Origin of the sequence: Streptomyces sp. NPDC102467, assembly GCF_044765445.1 — a bacterium.
In the GTDB taxonomy this organism is placed as follows: Bacteria; Actinomycetota; Actinomycetes; order Streptomycetales; family Streptomycetaceae; genus Streptomyces.
On sequence record NZ_JBIWKA010000015.1, the window covers coordinates 260629 to 285814 of the forward strand.

At 66.0% G+C, this 25186-nt stretch carries 19 protein-coding genes; 7 read left to right on the plus strand and 12 right to left on the minus strand.

Features of this window, described 5'->3' with window-relative positions:
• Positions 1 to 12: 12 nt before the first annotated feature.
• Genes ACIREE_RS30300 through ACIREE_RS30315 form a run of 4 tightly spaced genes read left to right on the plus strand, consistent with a single transcriptional unit; the run spans position 13 to position 4101 of the window.
• Entirely contained in the window at positions 13 to 786 is a 774-nt protein-coding gene (locus tag ACIREE_RS30300; protein ID WP_404159028.1) for a (Fe-S)-binding protein, read from the plus strand.
• The gene (locus ACIREE_RS30305) at positions 783 to 2270 is read left to right on the plus strand and encodes a LutB/LldF family L-lactate oxidation iron-sulfur protein (RefSeq protein ID WP_404159031.1); all 1488 of its coding nucleotides are present in this window, start codon (positions 783 to 785) and stop codon (positions 2268 to 2270) included. The genes ACIREE_RS30300 and ACIREE_RS30305 overlap by 4 nt, the downstream gene beginning before the upstream one ends.
• A complete protein-coding gene (locus tag ACIREE_RS30310; protein WP_404159034.1) occupies positions 2267 to 2914 on the plus strand; it encodes a lactate utilization protein C in 648 nt (215 codons plus the stop codon). Before ACIREE_RS30305 ends, ACIREE_RS30310 begins: the two co-directional genes overlap by 4 nt.
• 23 nt (positions 2915 to 2937) lie before the next feature.
• Positions 2938 to 4101: an ABC transporter ATP-binding protein gene (locus tag ACIREE_RS30315; RefSeq protein ID WP_404159037.1), complete on the plus strand. Its 1164-nt coding sequence runs from the start codon at positions 2938 to 2940 to the stop codon at positions 4099 to 4101.
• A 28-nt stretch (positions 4102 to 4129) separates the two neighbouring features.
• Here the strand turns inward: ACIREE_RS30315 and ACIREE_RS30320 are convergent, their stop codons facing one another.
• The 4 genes from ACIREE_RS30320 to ACIREE_RS30335 all read right to left on the minus strand — a co-directional run bounded on the left by ACIREE_RS30320 (position 4130) and on the right by ACIREE_RS30335 (position 7685).
• The gene (locus tag ACIREE_RS30320) at positions 4130 to 5287 is read right to left on the minus strand and encodes an NAD(P)/FAD-dependent oxidoreductase (protein ID WP_404159040.1); all 1158 of its coding nucleotides are present in this window, start codon (positions 5285 to 5287) and stop codon (positions 4130 to 4132) included.
• Between the two features lie 84 nt (positions 5288 to 5371).
• Positions 5372 to 6322, minus strand: coding sequence for an ABC transporter substrate-binding protein (locus tag ACIREE_RS30325; protein WP_404159043.1), 951 nt, complete (start codon positions 6320 to 6322; stop codon positions 5372 to 5374).
• Positions 6319 to 6993, minus strand: a complete 675-nt coding sequence (locus ACIREE_RS30330; protein WP_404159046.1) for an ABC transporter permease — start codon at positions 6991 to 6993, stop codon at positions 6319 to 6321. The genes ACIREE_RS30325 and ACIREE_RS30330 overlap by 4 nt, the downstream gene beginning before the upstream one ends.
• Positions 6990 to 7685 carry an ABC transporter permease gene (locus ACIREE_RS30335; RefSeq protein WP_404159049.1) on the minus strand — a complete coding sequence of 232 codons (696 nt, stop codon included), beginning with the start codon at positions 7683 to 7685 and terminating at the stop codon, positions 6990 to 6992. The genes ACIREE_RS30330 and ACIREE_RS30335 overlap by 4 nt, the downstream gene beginning before the upstream one ends.
• Before the next feature lie 176 nt (positions 7686 to 7861).
• Between ACIREE_RS30335 and ACIREE_RS30340 the strand changes: the two genes are divergently transcribed.
• Complete coding sequence (locus tag ACIREE_RS30340; RefSeq protein WP_404159052.1) at positions 7862 to 8827, plus strand: pirin family protein; 966 nt, start codon at positions 7862 to 7864, stop codon at positions 8825 to 8827.
• Between the two features lie 721 nt (positions 8828 to 9548).
• Here ACIREE_RS30340 and ACIREE_RS30345 read toward each other — a convergent pair.
• The 3 genes from ACIREE_RS30345 to ACIREE_RS30355 form a co-directional block, all read right to left on the minus strand.
• The gene (locus tag ACIREE_RS30345; protein WP_404159055.1) at positions 9549 to 10337 is read right to left on the minus strand and encodes a hypothetical protein; all 789 of its coding nucleotides are present in this window, start codon (positions 10335 to 10337) and stop codon (positions 9549 to 9551) included.
• A complete protein-coding gene (locus ACIREE_RS30350) occupies positions 10321 to 12288 on the minus strand; it encodes a hypothetical protein (protein ID WP_404159058.1) in 1968 nt (655 codons plus the stop codon). Before ACIREE_RS30350 ends, ACIREE_RS30345 begins: the two co-directional genes overlap by 17 nt.
• A gap of 328 nt (positions 12289 to 12616) precedes the next feature.
• Positions 12617 to 13159 carry a hypothetical protein gene (locus ACIREE_RS30355; protein ID WP_404159061.1) on the minus strand — a complete coding sequence of 181 codons (543 nt, stop codon included), beginning with the start codon at positions 13157 to 13159 and terminating at the stop codon, positions 12617 to 12619.
• Between the two features lie 803 nt (positions 13160 to 13962).
• Here ACIREE_RS30355 and ACIREE_RS30360 point away from each other — a divergent pair.
• The gene (locus ACIREE_RS30360; RefSeq protein WP_404159064.1) at positions 13963 to 14880 is read left to right on the plus strand and encodes a transporter; all 918 of its coding nucleotides are present in this window, start codon (positions 13963 to 13965) and stop codon (positions 14878 to 14880) included.
• Positions 14881 to 14889: 9 nt separating this feature from the next.
• On the opposite strand, the gene ACIREE_RS30365 is transcribed toward ACIREE_RS30360, so the two are convergent.
• The 4 genes from ACIREE_RS30365 to ACIREE_RS30380 form a co-directional block, all read right to left on the minus strand.
• Positions 14890 to 15689 (minus strand): IS5 family transposase gene (locus ACIREE_RS30365; protein ID WP_404159102.1). Its coding sequence is split into 2 segments (ribosomal slippage): positions 14890 to 15341 and positions 15341 to 15689, totalling 801 coding nucleotides; the frame shifts between segments, so codons are not numbered across the junction.
• 499 nt (positions 15690 to 16188) lie between these two features.
• A complete protein-coding gene (locus ACIREE_RS30370; RefSeq protein ID WP_404159067.1) occupies positions 16189 to 18642 on the minus strand; it encodes a Z1 domain-containing protein in 2454 nt (817 codons plus the stop codon).
• Between the two features lie 268 nt (positions 18643 to 18910).
• A complete protein-coding gene (locus ACIREE_RS30375) occupies positions 18911 to 22927 on the minus strand; it encodes a trypsin-like peptidase domain-containing protein (RefSeq protein ID WP_404159070.1) in 4017 nt (1338 codons plus the stop codon).
• A gap of 44 nt (positions 22928 to 22971) precedes the next feature.
• Positions 22972 to 23322, minus strand: coding sequence for a CU044_2847 family protein (locus ACIREE_RS30380; protein WP_404159073.1), 351 nt, complete (start codon positions 23320 to 23322; stop codon positions 22972 to 22974).
• A 738-nt stretch (positions 23323 to 24060) separates the two neighbouring features.
• Between ACIREE_RS30380 and ACIREE_RS30385 the strand changes: the two genes are divergently transcribed.
• Positions 24061 to 24555 carry a hypothetical protein gene (locus ACIREE_RS30385; protein WP_404159075.1) on the plus strand — a complete coding sequence of 165 codons (495 nt, stop codon included), beginning with the start codon at positions 24061 to 24063 and terminating at the stop codon, positions 24553 to 24555.
• Between the two features lie 3 nt (positions 24556 to 24558).
• On the opposite strand, the gene ACIREE_RS30390 is transcribed toward ACIREE_RS30385, so the two are convergent.
• Positions 24559 to 25086, minus strand: coding sequence for a transposase (locus tag ACIREE_RS30390; protein WP_404159078.1), 528 nt, complete (start codon positions 25084 to 25086; stop codon positions 24559 to 24561).
• Positions 25087 to 25186: the final 100 nt, after the last annotated feature.

A 25186-nucleotide genomic window follows, 5' to 3' on the forward strand; every position in this document is an offset into this window, starting at 1 on the left:
GAAGGGGCCACGATGCGTGTCGCGCTCTTCCTGACGTGTGTCAACGACACGCTCTACCCGGACACGGGCCGTGCCGTGGTGAAACTGCTGACCAGACTGGGCGTGGAAGTGGACTTCCCGGCCGCCCAGACCTGCTGCGGTCAGGCCCACTACAACACCGGTTACCGGCACGAGGCCGAACCTCTCGCCCGCCACTTCTCCGATGTCTTCGGGTCGGGTATCGGCTCGGGCGCGTACGACGCGATCATCACGCCGTCCGGTTCGTGCGCGGCGATGGTACGCGAGCTGTACCCGCGGATGGGTGAGCGGGCCCGCGCGGAGGGCCGCGGCGACGGACTCGCGACGACACTCGCGCCGGTCGTCCCGAAGACGTACGAGCTCACGGAGTTCCTGGTGGACGTCCTCGGCGTCACGGACGTCGGCGCGTACTACCCGCACAAGGTGACGTACCACCCGACCTGCCACGGCCTGCGCTCCCTCGGTCTCGGCGACCGGCCCACCCAACTCCTCCGTGCGGTCAAGGGACTTGAACTGGTGGAGCTGCCGGGTGCGGCGGAGTGCTGCGGCTTCGGCGGCACGTTCGCCGTGAAGAACTCCGACGTCTCGGCAGCGATGGGCGCCGACAAGGTGCGCAACGCCGAGTCGACGGGCGCGGACGTGCTGTGCGCCGCCGACAACTCGTGCCTGATGCACATCGGCGGCACGATGAGCCGCCTGCACACGGCGCTGCGGCCCGTCCACATCGCGGAGATCCTGGCGAGCACCGAAGAGGAGCCCCTGTCATGAGCGGCACGTTCGTAGGCATGCCCGCCTTCCCGAAGGCCGCGCACGACGCCGTACGGAACACGACGCTGCGCGCCAACCTCAAGCACGCCACGCACACCATCCGCGACAAGCGCGCCCGCGCGGTCGCCGAGCTCGACGACTGGGCGCTGCTGCGCGAGGCGGGCAAGCAGATCAAGGACCACACGCTCCACCATCTCGACCACTACCTGGTCCAGTTGGAGGAGTCGGTGACCGCCGCGGGCGGCACCGTCCACTGGGCCGCCGACGCGGACGAGGCCAACCGGATCGTGACCCGGCTCGTGAAGGAGACGGGCGAGTCGGAGGTCGTCAAGGTCAAGTCGATGGCCACGCAGGAGATCGGCCTCAACGAGGCCCTCGAAGAGGCCGGGATCGCCGCGTACGAGACCGACCTCGCCGAGCTCATCGTGCAGCTCGGCAAGGACCGCCCCTCGCACATCCTGGTTCCGGCGATCCACCGCAACCGCGGTGAGATCCGCGCCATCTTCGAGAAGGAGATGGGCAGTTGGGGCCGTCCGGCCCCGGAGGGACTGACCGACACCCCTGCCGAACTGGCGGAAGCCGCCCGGCTGCACCTGCGCGAGAAGTTCCTGCGCGCCAAGGTCGGCATCTCCGGCGCCAACTTCATGGTCGCCGAGACCGGCACCCTCGTCGTCGTCGAGTCCGAGGGCAACGGCCGGATGTGCTTGACCCTGCCCGAGACGCTCATCTCGGTCGTCGGGATCGAGAAGACCGTGCCGACCTGGCGCGACCTGGAGGTCTTCCTCCAGACGCTGCCGCGCTCCTCGACGGCGGAGCGCATGAACCCGTACACGTCGACCTGGACCGGCACGACCGACTCCGACGGCCCCCGCAACTTCCACCTGGTCCTGCTCGACAACGGCCGCACCGACACCCTCGCCGACGAGGTGGGCCGCCAGGCGCTGCGCTGCATCCGCTGCTCGGCGTGCCTGAACGTCTGCCCGGTGTACGAGCGGGCCGGCGGCCACGCCTACGGTTCGGTCTATCCCGGCCCGATCGGCGCCATCCTCAGCCCTCAACTCCGGGGCACCGCAAGCGAGATCGACGCCTCGCTCCCGTACGCCTCGTCGCTCTGCGGCGCCTGCTACGAGGTGTGCCCCGTCGCCATCGACATCCCCGAGGTGCTTGTGCACCTGCGCGAGCGGGTCGTCCAGGGCGGCGAGGCGACCCGGCACGGCGCGAAGGTGACCCTGAAACCGGCGAAGGGGCACGCGGCGGAACGGGCCGCGATGCGCGCGGCCCGCTGGGCGTTCACCCACCCGGGCGTGCTCGGCACCGGCCAGCGCCTGGCCTCGCGCACCCGCCGCTTCCATCCGCGGACCGTGCCGGGACCCGGCCGCGCGTGGACGCAGACCCGGGATCTGCCGAAGGTGCCCGCGGAGCCGTTCCGCGACTGGTGGCAGCGGACCAATGGTGGCAAGAACGGAAAGGACGGCGACAAGTGAGCAGCAGGGACGTGATCCTGGGCCGGGTGCGGCGGGCCCTCGGTGACCCGGCCGGGCCCCCGACGACGTACGACACGGACATCGACCGGAGCTACGCACGTGAACACGGCGAGCGGACCGTCCAGGAGACGGTGGAGCTGCTCGCCGAGAACCTGGCGGACTACCGGGCGCTCGTGCATCGCTGCACCAGCGGCGAACTGCCGGACACCGTGGCGCGCCTGCTCGGCGAGCGGGGCACCCGGACCGTGCTGACCCCGCCGGGCCTGCCCGACGCCTGGCTGGCCGGGACCGAGGTGGCGCGCGTCGCCGACGACGCGGCGCACACCCCTGCCGAACTCGACCGGATCGACAGCGTCGTCACGGGCTGCGCCGTGGCGGCCGCCGAGACGGGCACGATCGTGCTCGACGGCAGCCCGGACCAGGGCCGCCGCCGCATCACCCTCGTACCCGACCACCACATCTGCGTCGTCCATGTCCCCGGCCAGGTCGTCTCGTCCGTCCCGCAGGCCCTCGAACGGCTCGATCCGGCACGCCCCCTCACCTGGATCTCGGGCCCCTCCGCGACCAGCGACATCGAGCTCGACCGGGTCGAAGGAGTGCACGGCCCGCGCACTCTTGAGGTGATCCTGGTGAGCGAGGAGTAACGGCCGCGGTTAGCGTTAAGTCCATGATCCGGTTCGATCAGGTCACCAAGCGGTACGCGGACGGCACGACGGCGGTCGACGGCCTCTCCTTCGAGGTCGCCGAGGGCGAACTGGTCACGCTCGTCGGCCCGTCCGGCTGCGGCAAGACCACCACGATGATGATGGTCAACCGGCTCATCGAGCCGACGTCCGGCCGTATCTACGTCGACGGCGAGGACATCGCCACGCTCGACCCGGTGAAGCTGCGCCGCCGCATCGGCTACGTCATCCAGCAGGTCGGCCTCTTCCCGCACCGCACGGTCCTCGACAACACGGCGACCGTCCCCGCGCTGATCGGCTGGAAGAAGGCGCAGGCACGGGCGCGCGCCGCCGAACTGCTCGATCTGGTGGGCCTGGACCCCAAGACGTTCGGCAGCCGCTACCCGGAGCAGCTCTCGGGCGGCCAGCGCCAGCGCGTGGGCGTGGCCCGCGCGCTGGCCGCGGACCCGCCGGTGCTGCTGATGGACGAACCGTTCGGCGCCGTCGACCCGGTGGTGCGCGAGCAGTTGCAGGACGAGTTCCTGCGTATGCAGGCGGCGGTGCGCAAGACGGTCCTGCTGGTCACGCACGACATCGAGGAAGCGGTGCGGCTCGGCGACCGGATCGCGGTCTACGGGGAGGGCCGGATCGAGCAGTACGACACCCCGGGCGCGGTCCTCGGCACGCCGGCGACACCGTACGTCGCCGAGTTCGTCGGTGCGGACCGCGGCCTCAAGCGCCTGTCGGTCACCGAGATCGAGCCGCACGACCTGGAGCAGCCCGCGGTGGCCCGCCTCGACGAGTCCGCCGCGCGGGCCGCGGCCCGGATGCGGGAGGCGCAGGCGCGCTGGGCGGTCGTCCTGGACGAGGGCGGCGATCTGCACGGCTGGGTCGGCGTCGACGAGGCCACGCAGGCGGGACCCGACGGGCGGGTCCAGGACCTCGCGCACCGGATGAACGCGTGGGTTCCGGTCGGCGCTCCGCTCAAGCAGGCGTTCGGCGTGATGCTCCAGCACGACGCGGGCTGGGTGGCGGTCCTCGACGGCTCGCGCTTCCTCGGCGTCCTCACCCCGGCCAAACTCCACGAGGCGCTGCGCCGCTCGGTCGACGCGGACGCGCAGGGAATCGGCCGCGACGAGGTGGAGTTCGACTCGGTCGCCGACGCCTGAGCCGCCCCCCTCCCCGCGGACTCTCACCCTAAGGTTTACCTTCAGACTTCGGTCGTCGACGGTTCATCGCGCGCAGGTTCTCGTCGTGTACGTCGCCGGGGACGGCCCGGTCCGGCCGGTACGCGGCGAGTTCCGTGGCGGGCCGTCCGGTGGTGATCTCCCGCGCGGCGAGCCGGCCGAGGACCGGGGCCAGGGTGACCGCGCTGTGCGAGACAAGGTGGTACAGGCCTGGCGCCTCGGGCACCGCGCCCACCAGCGGCAGCCCGTCGGACGGTACGGGCCGCACGCCGATCCGGGCGTCCTCGATCCGGGCCCGCGCAAGGCCCGGCAGGACGGCTCCGGCGCGCCGGTGCAGTTCCTGCGGGAGTCCGTCGACGGCGCCGTTCAGCCGCGCGTCGACGTCCCAGGACAGGGCCAGCACGCCACCGCCGGGCGTGGGCCGCAGGTCGATGCCGGGGGCGGCGACGATCGCGGTGAGCGGGCCCCCGGGCAGCGCGTCGCTCTCGGTCACCAGGCCCGGGACGCGCCGCATCGGCAGCCGCACCCCGGCGAACTCCGCGACGCGATCGGCCCCGGGCCCCGCGCAGTTCACAACGGCGTCGGCGCTGAAGGAGCGGTCGCCCGCGACCACCCCGGTGATCCGCCCGCCCACTCGCGTCAGGCCGGTGACGGCAACCCCGTAGTGCGTCTCGGCGCCGTGCCGCACGGCGGCGTCGAGCAGGGTGTGCACGAAACGCGGCGCGTCGAACCAGGACGTGCTCCCATACACCACGACCTCGTCCGCGCCGCAGGCGGCGGGGTCCACGGCCGGCGCCAGTTCGCGCAGCACGGACGGCGGGGCGAGGCGGCAGTCGAGCCCCCAGCCCCGGGCACGCAGGGCCCGCTCGCGCAGCGCCTGTTGCGCCGCGTCCCCGTCGGCCCACTGCAGGAGGGGCGCGGGATGCCGCCAGGCAGGGCCGCCGAGCGCGTCGGACAGCACGCGATGCTCATCGGAGCCCTGCCGGTTCAGGCGGTAGTAGGCGTACGGGGTCTTCAGGTGGGTCACGTCCGCGGAGAACGTGGCGCCGGAAGTGCCGGCCGCGGGCCGCGCCTCCTCCACGACGACGACCCGGACGCCCGCGCGGGCCAGGTGATAGCTGACGCAGGCGCCGAGCACGCCCGCGCCGATGACGACGGCTGATTCCATGGGCGTTCCTGTCGGGAGGGTTCACCTGGGGCGGGGCGTTTCACGTTCCCGCGATCCGGCCCCGGCACACCCTCCCGTACGCGCCTACTTCAGTAGCCCTTTGTCCTCCAGGTAGCTCCGCGCGACGTCCTCGGGGAGCCTGCGCCAACTGTCGACCTGCTGGTTCATGGAGGCCAGATCCTTGGTCGTGAGTACGGAGTTGAGGGCGCCCAGCGTTTTCGCGACCTTCTCGCTGCCCGCCCGCGAGCGGTTCACGACGGGCACGATGTAGTCGGCGTTCTGCAGTTTCTTGTCGTCGGTGAGCAGCACGAGCCCGAAGTCGGAGAGCGTCGCGTCGGTGCTCGTGGTGAGCACCATCTGGTCCTGCCCGCTCTGCACGGCCTTCTTGGACTGGGTGGTACCGACGCCCTTCGGGTCGACGCCGGTGATGTCGATCCCGTAGACCTTCTTCAACCCCGGTTCGCAGTAAGGGCGTTGGACGCACTCGTCGCCTGCGGCGAGCCGCACTTCCAGTCCGGCCGCGCCGAGATCGCTGAGCGTTTTGAGATGGTGCTGTGCGGCGTAGGACTCGGCGACGGCGAAGGCGTTCTGGTCGACGGCCTTACCGGGGTCGAGCACGTCCAGGCCGCGGGGCCGGGCCAGTGCTCGCAGGGATTTCATGGTGTCGTCGAGGTCGGGAGAGCCTACGGGCTTCGCGTCGGCGCCGTTGGTCTTGGCGTTGAGCCAGTCGGCGAAGGTGGCCGCGTACTCCGGGACGACGTCGATCTGTCCGGATTCCATGGCGGGTTCGTACAGCTCACGGTTGGCGACGGACAGGATCTCGGTTTTGTAGCCGGCGTTCTTCAGCAGCAGTTCGTACATGGTGGCGAGCAGGTCGCTCTCGGTGAACCCGGCGGACCCGATGACGAGGTGCTTGCTGTCGCCGGGCGGCGCGGTCACCTCGCCCTGGTTCTCCAGGGAGGGCCCGGTCGCACACCCGGCGAGAAGCAGCACGAGGCCGAGCGGCCCCACGAGCCGATGTCTCAGCGCACTCATCCGGCCCTCCCCCGCGCCCAGGACGGCGCGAGCCGCTCGACGATCTCGAAGAGCCCTTCCACGACCAGGGCGAAGACGGCGACGAGCACAGCGCCCGCGACGACCTGGGGGGTACTGGCGAGGTTGAACCCGGCGGTGATGATGCGCCCGAGCCCGCCGCCGCCCGCGAGCGCGGCGATGGTGGCGGTGGCGACGAGCTGCACGGCGGCGATCCGCACCCCGTTCATGATCATCGGCAGGGCGAGCGGCGCCTCCACCCGCAGCAGCATCTGCCGCCCGGTCATGCCCATGCCCCGCGCGGCCCGGACGACTTCACGGTCGACGCCGCGCATCCCCACGTACGCGTTGGTGAGCAGCGGCGGCACGGCGAACAGGACGAGGGCGACGACGGTGGGCCCTTCGCCGTACTGGCCGAGCGGGGTGAGGAGCAGGAGCACGAGAACGGCGAAGGTGGGCACGGCGCGGCCCACGTTGGAGATGTTGACGGCGAGCGCCCCGCCCTTGCCGAGATGCCCGAGCACCAGAGCGATGGGCAGGGCGATCAGGCAGCTGAGGACCAGGCACACGATCGTGAGCACGAGGTGCTGGGTGAGGCGGTGCCAGATGCCGTCGTCGCCGGACCAGTGCGCGGCGTCGGCGAGCCAGTGCCAGGCGTCGGTGAGGGTCTTCACGCGCGGCTCGCTCTCGTCCAGGGGGTGAGGAGCCGGCCCACGCCCAGGAGCAGCAGATCAGCGGCGACGGCGATGACGACGCAGAGCACGGAGGCGGCCAGCACCTGCGCCTTGAAGTACGTGTTCATGCCGGCGTAGATCAGGTTCCCCAGGCCTCCGTGGCCGACGATGGCGCCGACGGTCACCAGGGACACGGCGGACACGGTCGCGATGCGCAGGCCGGCCATGGCGGCGGGCAGGGCGAGGGGCAGTTCGACGGTGAGCAGCAGCCGGATCGGCCCGTAGCCCATGCCGCGGGCGGCCTGCCGGGTCTCTTCGGGCACGGCGCGCAGCCCGGCGAGGATGTTGCGCACCAGCAGCGTCAGCGAGTACAGCACGAGGCCGGCGACGACGAGCGTGGCGGACAGTCCGTAGGCGGGCAGCAGCAGCGAGAACATGGCCAGCGACGGGATCGTGTACAGCACGGTGGTCAGGGCGAGCACGGGCCCGGCGGCCCATCCCCAGCGGCGCGCGACGACGGCCAGCGGCACGGCGATGACGAGGGCGATCGCGACGGCGACGAGGGTGATCTGCAGATGCTGCGCGACGGCGTCGAGCAGGATGTGCCTGCGCGTGCTCAGGTACTCGCCGCAGATCCAGTCGTTGCGGGCGAGGCAGTCGTCCGGCGGCAGAGTGTGGGGCACCGCGGTCACGGGGGGCACGCGTCCATTCCAGTGGCAAGGGCGGCGCGTGGCGCGCTGGGGTGACCCGTACGGGCGGCGGACGCGCGGCTGCGCACGCCGTCCGACGGGGCGACTTCCGGGCGCGGTCGCCACGACTTCCTCGTACGGGCCTGACGGGCAGCGGTGGCGGGTCTAGGTTGTCGGGCATGAGCAATCTTGATCGCGAGCCGGTTCCCTCCGTGTGCGGCGGGCGCGGCTTCGTCGTCGCGGAGCCGGTCCGTGAACTCCTCAGCCCGCGCCACGTCCGGCTCGGCGCGTCCACGGAGGTGCGCAGACTGCTGCCGAACCTGGGGCGGCGGATGGTCGGCGCCTGGGCGTTCGTCGACCATTACGGTCCCGACGACATCGCGGACGAGCCGGGCATGCAGGTGCCGCCGCACCCGCACATGGGCCTGCAGACGGTGAGCTGGCTGCACGACGGCGAGGTCCTGCACCGCGACTCGACCGGCAGCCTGCAGACGATCCGCCCCCGCGAGCTGGGCCTGATGACGTCGGGCCGCGCGATCTCCCACTCCGAGGAGAGCCCCGCCCCGCACGCCCGCCTCCTGCACGGCGCCCAACTGTGGGTGGCCCTCCCGGACGCTCACCGCCACACGGACCCGCACTTCGAGCACCACGCCGAACTGCCCCGGGTGACGGCGCCCGGTCTGACCGCCACGGTGATCCTGGGCACCCTCGACGGGGCGACGTCCCCCGGCACCACGTACACCCCGATCGTCGGCGCGGACCTGACGTTGACCGCCGGCGCCGACGTCCGCGTCCCCCTGAACCCCGACTTCGAGTACGCGGTCCTGTCGCTGTCCGGCTCCACCCACGTCGACGGCGCCCCGGTCCTCCCCGGCGCCATGCTCTACCTCGGCTGCGGCCGCACCGAACTCCCGGTCCTGGCGGAGTCGGACGCGGGCCTGATGCTGCTGGGCGGGGAGCCGTTCGAGGAGGAGCTGGTCATGTGGTGGAACTTCATCGGCAGGTCGCAGGACGATATCACTCAGGCGCGTGAGGACTGGATGAGTGGGTCGAGGTTTGGGGATGTGAAGGGGTACGACGGGGGACGGTTGGATGCGCCTGAGTTGCCGCCTGTGGCTCTTAAACCCCGAGGTCGGGTGCGCTGAACGAACTGTTCTCGGCGCACTCCACATGAAGTCGAGCGAGCAGCAAAGCCGTCTCGCCTGACTTCCCTCCAACGCGATCGCAAACGCTTCTCCCGACGCCTGGACCCGCACCTACGAGTCGCAAGTTTCGTCAGCTGTAGCCAGCTTTAGTCGGACTGATGCTGACCCAATGCTGACTTTCGTGACGCCCCGTCAGGTCCTAGCCGAAGACCGATCTCTTGCCCGACCCGGCCTCCTGAGCTCGTGCTTCTGTGGCCAGAGCCGAACCGCCCCCCTCAAGGGGCAGCGGCTCAAGCGCCACGGAGCAGCCTCCTCCAGGGAACGATGCTGACTAGAGGAGCCGGTTGCACGGTTCCTACAAATCACTGCGGAGGCGCAGCGCGCAGATTGCACGGGGAGGCAGCCAGGTCGCGCGGTCACTCCCCGTCAGGCGACTACACCCGCACGCCTTGGTGTCGGTTGCCCCGGCTTGAAGGCGAACTGCCACGTTCCTTGGGCCGGGACGTGGCGGTTACAGAGCCCCCCCCACTCCGACAATCCTGTCCGCCAACCTCTTGCCGCCTCAGTCGGCAACGCCGTCGAGTGGTACGACTGGTTCTCTTACACGGACACGCGGGCAGCATACGCTCACACCCTGGGCCAGCAACCTTCCAGGCCAGAGCACGTTCTCGCGTGATGCCCCAACTTCAGGTGTCGCAGAGTTTGACCAGCTCCGACAGTCTCAAAGCTGACCTCCTGCTGACTTTCCTAGATGATCGTCAGGTCCTGTCGCCCCCCATGCGGAGGGAAGGTCGGCGGCAATGTTCTGCAGCTGCTCGGCCAGGTGAGGTTGGTCGTAGCGCAGAACAATCTGGGCCAGGCTTCGGACGAGGTTCGCGCGCTGGTCCGTTGCAAGGTCGTTCACGAAGGTCTGCAGGAGATGCGCCACCTGGACCCATGCGTTGCCCGCAGCGTGGGCGGTGATCTGACGGGTGAGTTCTTCGAGGGTCTCAAGGGTGTCCTTGGTGGCGTCGGGGCGCTGAGAGAGCCAGTAGGCCAAGGCCAGAGTTGGTGTGGTGACGAGCTGTTCATGGAGGTCTCGTGCTGCCTGGAGTCGTTGGCGCTGGACCTGTTCGTGCAGGGCTTCGTTGTGCAGGCGCTGTTGCAACGCGCTAACCGCGGCGCGGTCCTGGCCAGTCGTGGTCAGCCGAAAATTGGCCCACAGCACCCGGACGGGAAGCTCCTTGAGGTCGCAAACGGTGCCCAGCACAGAGTTGAGGTGAGCCTGCGCCGCATGAACGTCGCTGAGGGTGTACCGACAGGTGATCGCGTGAGCGGTGGCCAGGGTGTAGTGGAGGGCTGCCTCACCGGGATTATTGTGCGGCCGGGCGCTGGGTGTTTCCTCCCAGCGCCCCAGTATTTCTGCGTCGAACCTGTAGCCCGGGGTATCACTCGGCAGCGAGCCTCCGGTGCCCTCAAGATGGCCGCTGCGCGGGTCTGGCCAACCGGCGGGGTCAGTTCTGCGGCGCATGGAGCTTGGGTGGCGTGGCAGGGTCTTGCTCCTGCAAGGCTGCGAGGAAGCGGTCGCGCAGGTGCACAGCTTCCCCAACCTGGTGTGCGGGCGGGGGCGTGGGGGCCCAGCTGAACAAGAGCTTTTGCATCGCGACATGACGGCTGCCGCTGTAGTACGGGTCGGGGTCGGCGTGTACTGCCTCGCGGAAGATCTGCTCGATGTCGTCTCTGAGGTCGGGCTGTTCCAGGGCCGTCTGCATCCAGTACCCAAAGGCCGTTGCCACACTCTGCGGTGGCTCACCTATGGTGGGCAGGGCATTGCGCCACATGCCAGTCAGCCAGGCGCGATCTTGGTCCGTATCGGTCAGGAGGGCGGGGCTGCTGGTACTCCGGCGTTGAGCCAGGTGAGCGAAGGTGTTCTGTGCTGCCGTGCCCTGAGGGCTGTGCGGGTCTGCAGCCCATTGCCTGAGTTGCATTCGGATCGCGGGACGCTGGGTGTCCTGATCCCACAGAGTGTTCAGAGCCTCACCGATCGCTTCAGTCACGGCATCACCGCGCTGCCGACTGTCGTCCACCGTGAGCGTAGCCAGCTCGGCGAGACGGCCGAGCATGCTGGTTGGATGCACGTCGATCAGGCGGCGACAGGCCCGGATGAGGACGATGGTGAAGGTGTCGCTAAGGGCGCCTGCTTCGCCTCGTGCCCACCTGCGGTACGCGTTGCGGGCAAGGCTTCCGGCATGGTTGTCGAGGGCTGCCAGGACGAGCATGTCGCAGGCCGCTTGCTCTTGCTTCGTAGACCACTGGTCAGCGAGTTCCTTCAACAACCGCGTAGTGCGGTGACGGGCCGTGTAGCGAACGGTCCAGTGGATGACGCGCTGTGCGAGGAAACCGGCCGCCTCCTTGTCCTCCAAGGCGCTGACTTGAGCGGCGGTCCAGGTGGTAAATCTCTTGAGCAGGTGTGGGCGATCGTCGAGAAAGTAGTCGACGACGGCTTCGGCCTGGTGGTGGTACCGGAAGCGAATTTTACCGTCCGGCAAAAGGTCGGCGTCCGCAGCGTCGGTGAGCGCGATGACACCGAGACCCTTCTGGCCAGGGCGTGGGGTAGGCTCCTCGTCGAACTTCTGGGCCAGGTTTTCAGCGGCTCGATAAATTGTCTGTGCGCTGGATCCCTCGAGGACTGCGGCCGCCAAGAGGAAGTTGCGGTAGTCGCTGTCCTGATGACGGTGATGCCAGTCGAGGAGTGTGCTGCGCCAGTTCTCAGCGACCTTGACGACGCTGCTGATGAGTTTGGCGATATAGAGCTGATCGCGAGCGGTCGTTGGGGTGAGCCGCCCCGCGTCACGCTCAAGTTCCTCAGTAGTGACGATGGCGTCGGCCCAGTTCGCGATCTGGCCCGGTACCAGACCTTTGACGCCCTTCGCGATCACTGTATCGCCGGTCCATGTTCTGTGCCCGATGGCCAGCGGCGCAGACTCAAGGAGCTTTTCCAAGACCGCGATTGGGGACGGTCCAACGATCTCGTGGGACAAGTCCACTGCTCCTCGGCCGCATTGGGTCCAGGCAGCAGTACTCATCAGCACGACGAGGAAGGATCCATCGGGTACCTCGTCGCAGTCATCGGCTAGTTCCCGACCGAAGCCGGCATGTGGGGCTTCAGCCCGGAGGTCCAGGATCCAGCCCGTGCCTTCTTCGGTCAGCCCGGCGGCGTCAAATGGGGTCCCAGGTTCGCGGCGCACCTGGCGGATGGCGTTGCCCACCCGCTGACGCAGCATACGGAGCGCGGTGGTGAAGCGACCGCTGCCGTCGGCGCCAGTCAGGACGACGATCCGTCGTTGGCCAAGAATCTTCGCGATCGCTGTCTCATCATCGGAGTTGGCGACGTATGCGCGTAGGCAGTCTTCGATTTCGATTTCTGTCAGTGTGGTCCCGCGCAGTCGTCGGATATTCTGCTGGATGAGAGTGCCGATCACGAGCCCGTGATTGGTACCGATGCGCTGAAGTGTGCGCCAAGCCTCGTAAGACTCGGCAGGTTGACTACGTTCTTCAGCCCGCATAGCAGCAGATTCCGGAGGAGTCTGCGCCCCAGCGAGCGCAGGCGAGCCATCTGCGCCCGGCGTCCCCGCGGGCCCGTCCGGCTTGGCAGGGTTCACGCCTGCGTTCTCGGACAGAGGTGACAGCCCGCTGTCGATGGCGGGCGGTTCACCGCTTTCGACTCTAGGTGGCTGGTGCTGGTCAGACGTGAGCTCGGACATCTCGACGAACCATTCTCTAGGCCGGCCGGAAGACAGGTGCGCCAGATCAGCGAAAGGAGTCGGGCGGCGGGTTCCTCCTGTCCCTGATCCGGATGCCTGTGACCTCTCCGCTCTCCTCGACCGTGGTGATGTCCTGGACGGACCGCATGTTGCCGTCGTCTGCCTCGGTGTCGATCCCCGTCATGCGGCCGCGGACGGTCTCACTCTTCTGCCATGACTGGGCCCCCGAAGGTGCCCGCCCTTGCTCGCCCACGAACGTCAGGCGCTGCCCGTAGATGCCTTCGAGGGTGCCGCGCAGCTCACCCAGCAGGCGCAGGAGGCCGGCGTCGCCGGTGCTCACCAGCGTCGAGTTCTGCCGATAGACGTGCAGCATGTCGCGCAGCCGTTCTAGGTCACCGTGTCGGCTGGTGAGCTCTCCCTCGTTCGCCGTCAACGGCAGGCTCAGTTCACCGCTGAGGGTTTGGCCGTCCAACTCGGTCTCGGGTGCGCCACCGCGCCTGAGCAAGTTGTCCAAGCGCTGGTAGAGAAAAGTGAAGGTCGCTGGCAGACCCGCACCGAGGACGGCGGATAAAGCACTGAGATCAGCCATGCACTCCCCCTGGTTAACCACGTGTTGCACCAATGATTGAAATTCTCACCTGTTCACTGCCACACCGATCACGCGTTGACGAAGATGGCCGAAAGCTGATTCGCACCACCAGTCCCAACCGTTTCATTGTGTCTCTTTGGCCTCAGCGACGAGGTGTTCTAGCGAGTATCAGTTTCCTTCGGGCGGACGCGGTTCGCTGTCCTGTCCCGACTTCTCCCTTCTTACGTTCGTTCGCTGTACGGGGGCATCAGGTGCTCCGTGCCCCCACTGGCGATACACCAGCTCATCAGGGTGTCTGGCCAGGCGCGCCTGCCGCCAGGCTACATCGAAGGAGAGGGTGCGCTTGCTGCGATAGACCGTCCAAACCGCGTTGCAGCTCGTGATTGGGGACAGCAGCGCGCGCAGAAAGGTAGGGCTCATAAGGTTCAGAGTCATTACTCGACGACGAGCCGGACCACCTTTTGACGTACTCGGCGACAGATGCACGAAGTACGGTCGCGAACAGGACATTCAATCTCTGGCTCGCATCGCTCTTTACCTACCTTTCTGGCCCATGACACTTGGGCCTGGAGTTAGCGAAGATACTCGGGCTCACAGGCGTTATTGGTCACGCCGGCTGAATGTCTTGCCGCGCACAAGAGGGCAATCCAGCCCGACTCAGCCAACTGCCCACCCACCTCTACTCCTCCAACACGCCTGGACTCCATCCACCCATGCGCTCGGCGAGTTGGCCTGGCCTGCGGAATAGATCGATGTCGTTGACGATTACTCGTTCTCAGTGGTCGTGCGGGGTGGAGAGGCACATGAGCAACTTGAAGGTCTTCAAGGTCAGAGGGCGGGACGTCACAGAGGTACCCGGGGAGGCCGTCAGTGTGGAGGCTGAGTTGCAACACCTGATCGAGGCCAACATGGAGAGGATGCTGGGCATCCGGTTCCTGGCAACCGAGTACCGCACTGGGCGCCACGGCGGTCGGATCGACTCGCTTGGCCTCGACGAGAACGGCACTCCCGTCATCGTGGAGTACAAGCGGACCAAGAACGAGGCGGTCATCGTCCAGGCTCTCTCGTATCTGTGCTGGCTGCAGGACCATCACCACGAGTTCGAGAACCTGGTCCGCGACAAGCTAGGCGAGGAGGTCGCCGGAGACGTCGACTGGAGTGCCCCGCGGATCGTGTGCGTCGCCGGCGCCTTTACGTACCACGAGACGGTGGCCGTGGAGATGATCCCGCACCGGATCGATCTCGTGACCTACCGGGTCTTCGGCGATGCCGTCGCACTGCAGCTTGTCAGCGCGAACGGAGGTACCCGCGCCCCGGCACGCGGCAAGACCTCGTCATCGGCTCGCACGGGCGCCTCGGCACCGAAGTCGGTCCAGCAGTATCTCGACGCGTCACCCAAGGAGCTGCGCGAGCTGTACGCAGATCTCGACGAGATGCTGCTGTCGCACCGGGACGTGCGGCGGGAACCGCAGCTGCACTACTTCTCCTACCGCCGTATCAAGAACGTGGCCACGGTGCGCATCCAGCCTCGCAACAAGGTGCTCGTGGTGAATTTGCGGCTCAATCCTGACGCAGTGGACCTGTGCGACGGCTTCACCCGCGATCTGCGCGGGCTCGGCAGCCTCGGTCTGCAGGGCGACGTCGTCGAGGTGCGCATCGCCTCCCGCGAAGACCTCGACCGCGCCGCCGGTCTGATACAGCGCAGCGTCGAGACCGGGTAAGAGACCATCTCATTTGGCTAGTCTGCGGTAGCAGATGAGGGTGCAGGCGATGCTGGCAAAGGCCAGGAAGTGGTCGGCTTTGCGTTCGTAGCGGCGGTGTAGTCGGCGGCATCCGGCGAGCCAGGACATCGTGCGTTCTACGGTCCAGCGGTGCCGGCCCAGATGGGTCGAGGACTCGATACCCCTGCGGGCAATGCGATGACGGATGCCCCGGCTGGACAGCCATCGTCGCAGGTGGTTGTAGTCGTACCCCTTGTCCGCGTGGAGTTTGTGGGGTCTGCGCCGCCGGGGGCCGCGGCGTGAGCGGATCGGCGGGATGCCCTTCACGAGGGGGATCAGTGCCTGGCTGTCGTGCGTGTTGGCGCTCGAGATGCCGATGGACAGGGGCAGTCCGGTCCGCTCCGTGATTAAGTGGATCTTTGACCCGTACTTGCCCCGGTCCACAGGATTCGGACCTGTCAGTTCCCCCTTTTCAGGGCCCGCATGTTGATCGAGTCGATCGCGCACCGCGACCAATCCAGCCCGCCGCGGGATCCGAGTTCGTCGAGCACCAGGCGGTGGAGTTTGGCCCACACCCGGGCCTTGGTCCACTCGGTGAACCGCCGGTGGGCCGTCGCGCCGGACGGCCCGAACGACGCGGCCGGCACCTGCTGCCACGTGCAGCCCGAGGTCGCCACGAAGACGATCGCGGCCAGCACTTCGCGGTCGCCGTGCCGACGCCGGCCGCCGCCCTGAGGCCGCGACGGCGCCTCCGGAACCACCCGCTGGAACAGCTCCCACAACTCGTCCGGCACCAGCCGTTCAACGATTTTCGACACCCGACAAGTCTAGCCAGCCAAATGAGATGATCTCTAAGAACAGCCAACATAATGAACTTTTCCAACCTGACACCCCTGCTGGTCAACGTCCCGTCGTTGAGCGGTTGTTCGCATCCGGTACGGGCCCCTGACCAAGGTTTCGACAGCCGCCGTCTTCCGAGTGCCCAGCAGGTGCGGTACGCGCCTTGGGCTCCTTAGGGCATCAGCGAGTACGACAGATTCGCGGATATCGGGCCAAGACCGTCCGCCGGTGAGGGGGCGGGTCGTAGTGCGCACGCGCGGACTCAGCGGAGTTGTCGGAGGTGGCGTCCTGGCTCACACGCGAGATCGCTGCGCGCATTCCTTCGGTAACCTGAGCTGTGATCGGCGGTGTGAACTTGTGAGTGAGTCGCTCTCCGGCGACCTCGAGGAATCAGTCACAAAATGATCCCAGAGCACCAGGTAGCTAGATGATTCTTTTTCATCCGGCACGCGGGACCGCGCACATCAATTAAACCATCGAGTCCATACCTTGCGGCTCGGGAAATACAATCCCCACACCGATGACGTGTTCTTCAGCATTGAGAGGCGCCCGCGATTTACGATCTAGGGGAGAACTCGACGTTTTGTCGATAGGGTAGAGGGCGAGCAGCCCGGTGTGCGGCAGCTGCTCTTGTCGAGCTCGACGGATTTCATTTTCGTACAGTTTAGCTGTATCTATGTTCAAGTCCACTGCCGCGTCTAGTCGGCTCATCAGCGTTTTGATGTCGGCAAAGTCTTGAGGCGCACCTGATGGCATGCGGAGCCTGGACCGGATGACGCGACCCACGGTGACGCCTTCGAAGAAGGTGAAGTTGGCCTCGTCATTCTCGGCTGGTTTGCCGAGAATGGCAATGTTCCATCGACTGAGCGAGTCAGCAACGCGCATACGTTTGCGAATATAATCAATCAGCAACCTTGGCATATCACCCGAGGTTTCTTCGTGAAATTGATAGGCGCCAAGAAAGTCGATCACAGCACCACTTGGCACGTCGTGGAAAATGTAGCGCCCCAAGGCTGCTTCTTCTTGTATGCGGGTCGCGAATGTTGCAGATGTGGCTACGAGAGTCCGGGCTGCTTCCATGTTGATACGTAGCCACTCAGCATTGGTGCGGAAGCGGTGGGTCTGGACGCGGCGACCGCCGTAGGAGATTGACGGCAAATAGGATCCGCCTTTGGCCGCTCTTACGACCTGTGCCTGAGGATGACGTCGCACGCGCACGGCGAGGTCCATTGGAGTCGTTAGCTCTTCAAAGGCCCGGTCAGCCAGGAATCGCATTTCGTTGTCAGCTCGGGCCAACTCGCGCCACCATATCGACAGCTCTTCTGTGATCCAGACTCGGGGAAGGTCTGCATAACCTGCGCGCAGCCCGAACCAGCGTTCCGCTTGTCGAAGGGTTTCATAGGCGGATGATGTAGTGCTGCCGAAATATGCCACGGACACGCCGTCCAACTCTCGGCCTCGCCCCAATGGTGTCCCGCCGCCGACCACGACGGTGGTTTCGGGGATGGGATGAAGCGCGTCGTCATCGTTATGCCTGTCCCCGGTAATGCCGCACTTATGCACAATGCTGTGTAGGTGAGGAAGGAGATCATCGAAGCTGACTTCCCTAAGCCCGAATTCTCTCGCCGAGACACGCTTCATTTCGTGTTCCCACACCTGGCGCAGGTGGGTGACGTAGGACGTCGACGAAAGTTGTTTAAGGCTTTCTGCGCACATATCAGTTAGTCGGGTCAGGAACTCTGCCTGGACGGCGGAGTAGGGGCCCGCGTGGATGAGCATCGTATTGTGTGGTGTTCCGCTGCCGCGGACAGTGCGGGCTGCTGCAACTAGCCAGAAGTATTCCAGGGCGTCTCGAAGCGTGGGGGGAACTTCAAGGCGGAAAGTCTCCGCTGCGGCCCGTGATTGGGGGCGGAGGCGCTGGGCGTCTTCATCTGGGATGAGACGGATCATGTCGTGTCCGTCATCGGTCTGCTCAAGGTCGCCGTCTCGAGGCTCGCGGCCGAAGAGGACCTCGGGTCCGGCGTAGCTCTCGGGTGGGGGCAGAGAGATAATGAAGTCTTTGGGGAAGAGCTCTTCGGTTCCCGGCTCTATGAGCAGGCCGTTAAGGGCCGTTGTGGTGTATCCGAGATAGCCGGCGCGGGGCATTTTATGCAGGAACGATTGGACGCGGGGTGTGATGCTATTCGACGCCACCGAGGGCAGGTTGAACTCCGTGTCAATGACAAGGGTGGGGCATTCGTGGAGCAGATCAGAAAAATGTGCCAGCCAGTTGTCAACTTTTTGGAGTACCCTGCTGTTCTTCTTGATGACAGCCAGCCCACACGCACTGCTGCCATCGCGAAAAATTCCTGGAGTGACAGGCGTTGGCTGGAAGTCCTTCTCTAGAGTGGTCAGTTGTTGCCAGCGGGAACGGTGTGGCGCGACCAGAAGCTGGTCGAGTCGCTCCTGCAACTGGGTGCGCATGGCGTTGTGTAGACCGGTCAAGACGATGAACATCCGATACCCACGGTCAGCCGCTTTTGCGATCACGGCCGCGATATTGGTGGTATTTCCCGCCTGTGGGTGGGTCAATACCAGACCTCGGGTGGCAAAAGTGGGTTCCTGTGGGTGATGCAGGTGCGCGACGACACGCGTGGACGTGTCGTCAAGTGACGTCAGAGAGCGCGCGTTGTAGGTATCGGACGCGAGTTGCTCAGTGAGTGCGGGCCAGAAGATGTCCCTGGCACGAGGGCCGGTGTACCACGTGGCGATGGGTCCCAGACTTATCTCAGGACTGCGCAGTAGGTTGAGCTGGTTGTGGCGTTCCTGGAGCTCGGAAATTTGATCTGGTTCGAGTCCGAACTGCTCTAGCCGTAGGGCGGGTTGGGAAAGCTCGAGAATGGTCTTGAATGTGGTGTACAGGGATTCTTCACGGTGCGTCATGCGTCTCGCCTCTGTCCACGGTGCATCTCAATGCCATGCGAGTCGGCCCTGCACGGTGTGGTGGTTCGGGTGCCCGTCAGTGAGCAGGGTTGGTCGCGAACTGGCTCTTGAACTCCCCTGGAACTCGCGTGAGGGCACAGCTCGTGAGCATCCAGAGTTTGTTCGCTTCGTGTGGTCCGCTGCTGTATCTCAGGCGCAGTGCGGGTTTTCGGGGGCGGCGCATGGTCGTGGAGTGTGCCTGCTGTGTGCGTCGTCGTGTCATAGGGGGCTACCAGAGGTGCAGGCTCAAGATGCCGTCGCTTAGGCCCACCACCAGTGAATCATCGCAGTCGGCGCTGGCCCAGGCTGGGGAGTGCACGGCCACGGTCGTGGTGGCGCGTCGATTCTTCAGGTCCCAGACACGTACGGTTCGATCGTCGCTGGTCGACACCAAGTGAGCGCGTTCTTCGATGGTGACGGGCGTCAGGGTGGTGATCTTGTCTGTATGGCCGTCAAATCGGTGCACGGGTTGCCCGTTGTTGGGGTTCCAAAGGTGCAGGAAGCGGTCCTCACCTGCGCTAGCAAGGAGTGTGTCTTCGCCTATGGTCACGGTTGCCAACGCCGTGACCCCGTCGTTGTGCGCGTCCCATTCGCGTACGCGGCGCTGCTTGTGGGGATCCCAGAGGCTGATGCTGCCGTCTTCGTGCCCTGTTGCCACGATTTCTTGTGTGTCGATGACGATGGTCTCCATGGCCAAGATGGCGTGGTCCCAGATTGCTTGGCCGATGCAACGTTCGTGACGGGCTGGGTCCCACAGGCGGACGGTGCGGTCGCTGCTGGCGCTGACCAGCAGGGTGCTTCCGCCTACCGCTACCGGGCGTAGGGCGCTGACCGCGTCCTCGTGTCCGTTTAGCGTTCGAAGGAGTGCGCCCGTTGCAGGATCCCAGATAAAGATGCGGTGGTTGTCGCCGCCGGCGGCAAGAGCGGTCTGCCCGTTGATGGGCAGAGGGCACATGGATCGAACCCAGTCGTCGTGACCCTGCAGTGTTCTGACTACTTCTCCTGTGGTGGCGTTGCGCACGTAGATGCAGTCATTGCTCTCGGCGGAGGCCAGGAGGGGCTTGGTTGTGCATGGGATCGCGCAGACTGCTGTGACGCCGCCGCCCTCGTCGGTGGTTTTGAGGGGTGGTGTGGCTTGGGCGTCCCAGAGTCGGATGGCGTTGTCGTTGCCGGCGCTGGCCACGAAAACGTGATCTTGCCCCTGGAGCGGGCACACGCTGGTCACCCAGTCGGTGTGGCCTTCGAAGGCGTGGAGCAATTCGCCGTTGTGGCTGTTCCAGAGCCGGACGGCGTTGTCGTGGCCGCCGCTGGCGACGAGGGTGCGTGCGGGCGTGGGGATGGTGGCCAGGGCTCGCACCCAGTCTGCGTGATGGGTGATGGTGTCGACTGTGTGTCCCGTTGCCGGGTCCCAGAGCTGGATGGCCTTGTCGTTGCTGGCGAGTGCAAGCAGGGTCTGGTCGCCGTACTGCACAGGGCTAAGGTCGGTGATCCAGGAGGTGTTGCTGGGAAAGGCGCGGAGGTGCCGGCCTGCGGCAGGGTCCCAAAATCGCACCTGGCAGTCGTCGCCTGCGCTAACGAGGAGTATCTCGTTGTTGTGGCAAAGCGATGTGAGCGTGCGGACGGGACCGATGTCGCCGGGTAGCTGGTGGAGCATGTCTGCGGTCTCAGGGTCCCAGAGCTTGATCGTGTGGTCGTTGCTGGCGCTGGCCAGCAGCATCCGATCGCCCAGGTCAATCGCGCAAAGGTCGTTCACGGAAGCGGTGTGAGCGTCAATGGTGCGAATGTGATGCCCTGTTGCGGGGTCCCAGATTTGCACTGTGTGATCACTGCCGCCGCTGGCGAGCAGTGTGCGCCCGTTGTTACTCACCGCCGTGATCGTGCGAACCGGACCTGTGTGTCCGGCCAAAACCCGCAGCGCCTCCCCCGTGTCGGGATCCCACAACCTGATGGTGTGGTCATTGCTGGCGCTGGCCAGCAGCATCCGATCACCCAAGGGGACAGAGCACAGGGCGTTAATCCATCCGGTGTGCCCCTCCAGCACAATGTCTTCCGCATGGGGTGCGCCCACGGCCCATTGGGCGTGGTAGGGAGTGATGGCGTCGCTGGCTTGGTCTCGGTAGGAGAAACCCAGTTGTTCTCTTGCCTCGGTCACCGTGAAGAGGGCGATGCGTTCGTTCGCTACTGCTTCGAGGGCCTGAGGTGTCTTGCGCAGAAGGCGTGCACGCGTGCGTCCTGCCGGTCTCGAAGCTGCTTTGGCTGCGGGCACAAGGCGACGCAGGTCAGCATGGAGTGGGTAGCTGTCGTCGGCGAGGAGCTCGTCGATGATTCCTCCTCGCACCGCATGCCCTGGCAGAGATCGCAGCACATAGCTCGGCGCGGTCGCCCATCGCGCGTTGACGCCGCGGATCAGTGCTCGAGCGATGGACCGCTCGTCATCCTTTGAGGCTGTTGATCTTGCCCGATGCCGCAGGAGGGCCTCATTGAGGGCTTGGTGGAAGAGGCGGAAGCCTCCCGTGCTTGTGACGGCTTCGCTTGATTCGACGAGGAAGTTAGCCGCTGCTGAGCGTGCGAAAGTTCTGAGGTCCTGCTCATCTACCCACACGTCGGTCAGCGCATGGACTACCACACGCCACAATCCAGCAGGCAGGCCCGGGGACTCCGCGTAGGCGAGAGCCGTCAAGAGAGCTTCCGCGCTGGCCTCGCCCATGTCCGGCAGACGAGTAAGGTACTCCCGCAGGGCCGTCTCTACCGTCACGGTGTACTGCAAACGCGCAACTGAGACGGCCTGCTGATCGTGCATACCGTGCGAGCGAGCGACCAGACCTGCGATGAGGAAGTTTCCTTGCGCCATGTCGGCGATACGCTCAGAAACCTTCATCGCAGTGGCGGTGTCGTTGTACGGGTTGCCGACTCTTTCGTCGCCGACCATCTGCAGGGTGGCCAGAGCGTATGAGACGAGATCTTCCCGCGCGAAAAACTCCGGCTCATCGAGATCAACAACATGCAGTGATCGTGCGTAGGACGTCAGCAGGTCGCCGGCATCATCAACGCGGCGGCTTCCGACCACCACACGCACATCCAAATCGGCGCACGTTTCGGTGAGTGCCACGGCAGTCTGCAGAATCTGGCGGGCATCCTCAGGCGTACTTGCCTCATCCAACGCATCGATCACCACACAGAAGATGCCCCGCTCATCCTCCTGCAACCTGGTACGCAACAGGTCCGGCAGCTCGCTGGCCTGCCCGGGCAAGGCAGCTGAGGCCGCGGTGGCAATCTCGCGTGCCACCTCTATAGCAGTCTTGTCCCGGGCGTGTACCGCACACGCCACCGAACCAACGTGCGAGCGCACAGCGACATCGTCCGTGGGCAGCGCCCTAGCAATCTGTGGATCGGCCGTGGTGACCACGCGCCCCAACACTGCCGACTTCCCCACCCCAGGAGACCCCGTCACCAACAACACCTGCCGACGATCTTGCAGGGGGGTGGAGATCCAAGCCTTTATCTTCTCCAAGGCGGCAGCGCGCCCGCGAAAACGGAAGCCACGCTCGGCATCCGTGCTGACCCCTCTGGCTCGGGGACGCCAGTGACGTCCAGATTCCTCATCTCCCGCCAGGCTCCAGCCCCACGCAGACAGGGCGACGTCCCCGGCCGCTTGAACTGTCCACTCCGTCAGAAGACTCAACTTCGCCGTCGGCAGCATCATGTCGGCGGCACGCAGAGTCAAAGCACGGGCGTCGCCGGACCCCTGGCGGGCCTGCCCCACCAAGCCCACGACGGCCTCGTACTCAGCTGACCACAGGGCAGCGCCGCTGTAGCCCGGTTGGACTGGATACCGTGATTCCGTGTCCAACCGCACCCAGCCGTAGGCCAGAGCCTCACCTACATTTCCGGCTGCTGAGTTGCCAAGCCGACCATCGGGAAACCCAAAGGACCACCAAGAGCTATCGACCAGGTCACGCGCTGCCGGCCGTCGCAGCGGCGCCACGTACTCCATCGCAACATCATCTTCAAGAACCAAGACCGCAACGTCGTGAAGATCCTGCTCCTGCACGGGTGGAGCGACGACCTCTTCCACCCGCAGCCGCAGGTGCATGAGCTCTTCCGCTTTAGGAAACGCAACCCAAAGCTCCTTGCACACCCGGCCCCCGTCGTGGACCACATGGGCGCAAGTAATTACGCGGCGCGAATCGATGACAAACCCTGAGCCCAAGGGCCTCAGATCCGCTCCCTGGTGAATGGCCGTCACCCACACATCTGAGGCCGGGCGCGCCCCTGGCCGAGAGCTCTCCGTCATTCCGGACTGTCGCTCTCGCCCTCGCTCTCGCTCGAGCCATGAACGTCCCCTGAGCCCTGACGCCATGTGAGCTTGACTCCGAAGCTCGCCTCTGAAGCGGCCTTAGCAACAAGCCAGTTCGCCGTTCCACTGACCTTGATGCCAAAACTCACTTCTACCTCGGCTGGCCTGAGCGCCACCGCCTGTGCCAGCACCCGTTGGGCAGCCTCCACCGCAGGCCGGGCGGCCTCGTCCACACTGCTAGCGACCTGGCCAGCGCGCACTTGCTGCCAGTCGCCTGTCGGCTCAACCTCGAACTGAACCACCGTGTCAGCATCCAGCGCATACGACACCACGTGTGAGTCCACGCTTCCCCCTCATCCCCACGCCCAGTACCGAAGGTTACTGCACCTTCTTACCGCTGCGGCCGCACCCCGCCGAATCCCGGCTGGACACGCTTGCCCGTGGCTACCCCGTCGATGCCGACAGCTGAAACGTTGTCAACAACGCGGCAGTCTCGGACCGCGCGGTGGACAACACGGATGCCGACACCGTCGCACCCCAGTGTGATCGCCGTAGCACGCGCAGCTTCTGGCGAGCGCGGGCAATATTGGTCGAGAACCCGTCTACCACCAGCTTCGTCGTTGCGCCGCTGACCGCAGCTACGACCACGACGTCTACCTTGACCAGATCCGTGCCCGAGGCATCGTGCCCGCCAGCGTCCGTGGCAACAACCATCCCGCCTTCCAGGAGACGTGGAGTCGAGCGGCCGCGCTGGACAACGCCGGAAGCCGGCACTATGCCTTGACCTGTCTCGAGTACACGGCAATAGGCACTGAAATCGCCGATGCTGAGCGAAATTGGTCACCGGCCTGGCTCCGTCGCGGTATCCCGAGGCGGCCCGTCCTGGTCCCTGCTCGCGCTCCGGCACATCAATGCAGCGATCGAGTCGTCCTCGGTCCGCCCGGCCGCCGCCCAGCAATTCCCGGAGAACAAGCCGCCGCGCTCGCGCTGACTACTGACCTTGAATGAGTGATGTCGGGGAACGGTGAGTGTGGTGGTGCCCCGACCTGCTCCGCGGATGGTTGCTGCGCCAAGATGAGCGCATGACCGAGAGCGAAGCGGATCTGCTGGCGTTGCTACGCGAGCTCGATGATCCGGAGTGGCTGGAGCGGCCGCGACACTACGGCCGTGGCGAGACCGCAGTCCACTTCGGTGTTCTGATGGCCCGGCTCGAAGTTGACTTCGCAGCTCGCTGCACGGCCGAGCAGGACACCCAGGACTCTAGCGAGTACGGACGCATCGTCGTACCCGCAGACGCAACCGTGTGCGGCACTCGAATCGTCGTCTGCGTGAGCAAGTTCGGCTCGTTGGCTCTGGTCTGCGCCGACAACCCGGGCGCCTTCCTCGGAACGGATGACGCCCAAGCCGAGGGCGAGCTCGACGGCGCGGACCTTGCCAAGGTCAACCGGGCGCTGGTCGAGCTTGGCTATGTCGTGGTTGCCGAGGAACTACTGGAGAGTGACTACGACGGGCCGAGCCGACTGCCCTGGCATGTTCAGCGGCCCAGCTGGTGGGATCGCTTCTTCGGCATCTTCTGACGATCACGTCGACAGGGTCAGGCCGGTGCCAACCAAGCATCCATCGATCACCTCCGGCCTGTACTGCAGCATCTTGAGTTTGCGCTTCACAGCGCGGGTGACCTGGCTGAGGTCGGCGGCGGCCAGGTTGCCGAGGTCGCGTTTGACCAGGGACCAGATGCCCTCCTGCGGGTTGAGGTCCGGGGCGTAAGTCGGCAGCTGAAATACGGTGAGCCATGAAGCGTTGGCCTCGAAGAACTCCCTCAGTGGCGCGACCAGGTGCATGCGCAGGTTGTCCCACACCAGCACGATCGGGCCGCCGAGCTGTGTGTGGGCGCGGATGACGAGGTCGCGGTAGTCCTTCCAGCCGAAGCCCTTCGGCTCGTTCTTGCGGCCCCGGTACTCACGGATTGCGTAGAACAAACGGGATCGCTCACCCGGCTTGTAGCAGGTCATCCCCGCTATGGAGACTCGGCCCGATCCCCGCCCGCGCACGCCGACGACCGGAGTGCTGCCCTTGCGGCCCCAGGTTCTGGCACGCGGCGGCGTCATCGACTGGCTCAGTCAAGATTTCCGTGACGGAGTGACGTTACGTCACCGCGGTGGCATGGTCGGTTGTGTCTGACAATTTGCTGAGCATCGTGTTCCCGCA

Bases quoted from the DNA above. Each gene is read 5' to 3' on its own strand.
- ACIREE_RS30305 (WP_404159031.1), top strand. From the start codon at position 783: ATGAGCGGCACGTTCGTAGGCATGCCCGCCTTCCCGAAGGCCGCGCAC.
- ACIREE_RS30390 (WP_404159078.1), bottom strand. From the start codon at position 25,086: ATGACGCCGCCGCGTGCCAGAACCTGGGGCCGCAAGGGCAGCACTCCG.
- ACIREE_RS30385 (WP_404159075.1), top strand. From the start codon at position 24,061: ATGACCGAGAGCGAAGCGGATCTGCTGGCGTTGCTACGCGAGCTCGAT.
- ACIREE_RS30370 (WP_404159067.1), bottom strand. From the start codon at position 18,642: ATGACGCACCGTGAAGAATCCCTGTACACCACATTCAAGACCATTCTC.
- ACIREE_RS30300 (WP_404159028.1), top strand. From the start codon at position 13: ATGCGTGTCGCGCTCTTCCTGACGTGTGTCAACGACACGCTCTACCCG.
- ACIREE_RS30320 (WP_404159040.1), bottom strand. From the start codon at position 5,287: ATGGAATCAGCCGTCGTCATCGGCGCGGGCGTGCTCGGCGCCTGCGTC.
- ACIREE_RS30340 (WP_404159052.1), top strand. From the start codon at position 7,862: ATGAGCAATCTTGATCGCGAGCCGGTTCCCTCCGTGTGCGGCGGGCGC.
- ACIREE_RS30345 (WP_404159055.1), bottom strand. From the start codon at position 10,337: ATGCGCCGCAGAACTGACCCCGCCGGTTGGCCAGACCCGCGCAGCGGC.
- ACIREE_RS30315 (WP_404159037.1), top strand. From the start codon at position 2,938: ATGATCCGGTTCGATCAGGTCACCAAGCGGTACGCGGACGGCACGACG.
- ACIREE_RS30360 (WP_404159064.1), top strand. From the start codon at position 13,963: ATGAGCAACTTGAAGGTCTTCAAGGTCAGAGGGCGGGACGTCACAGAG.
- ACIREE_RS30325 (WP_404159043.1), bottom strand. From the start codon at position 6,322: ATGAGTGCGCTGAGACATCGGCTCGTGGGGCCGCTCGGCCTCGTGCTG.
- ACIREE_RS30355 (WP_404159061.1), bottom strand. From the start codon at position 13,159: ATGGCTGATCTCAGTGCTTTATCCGCCGTCCTCGGTGCGGGTCTGCCA.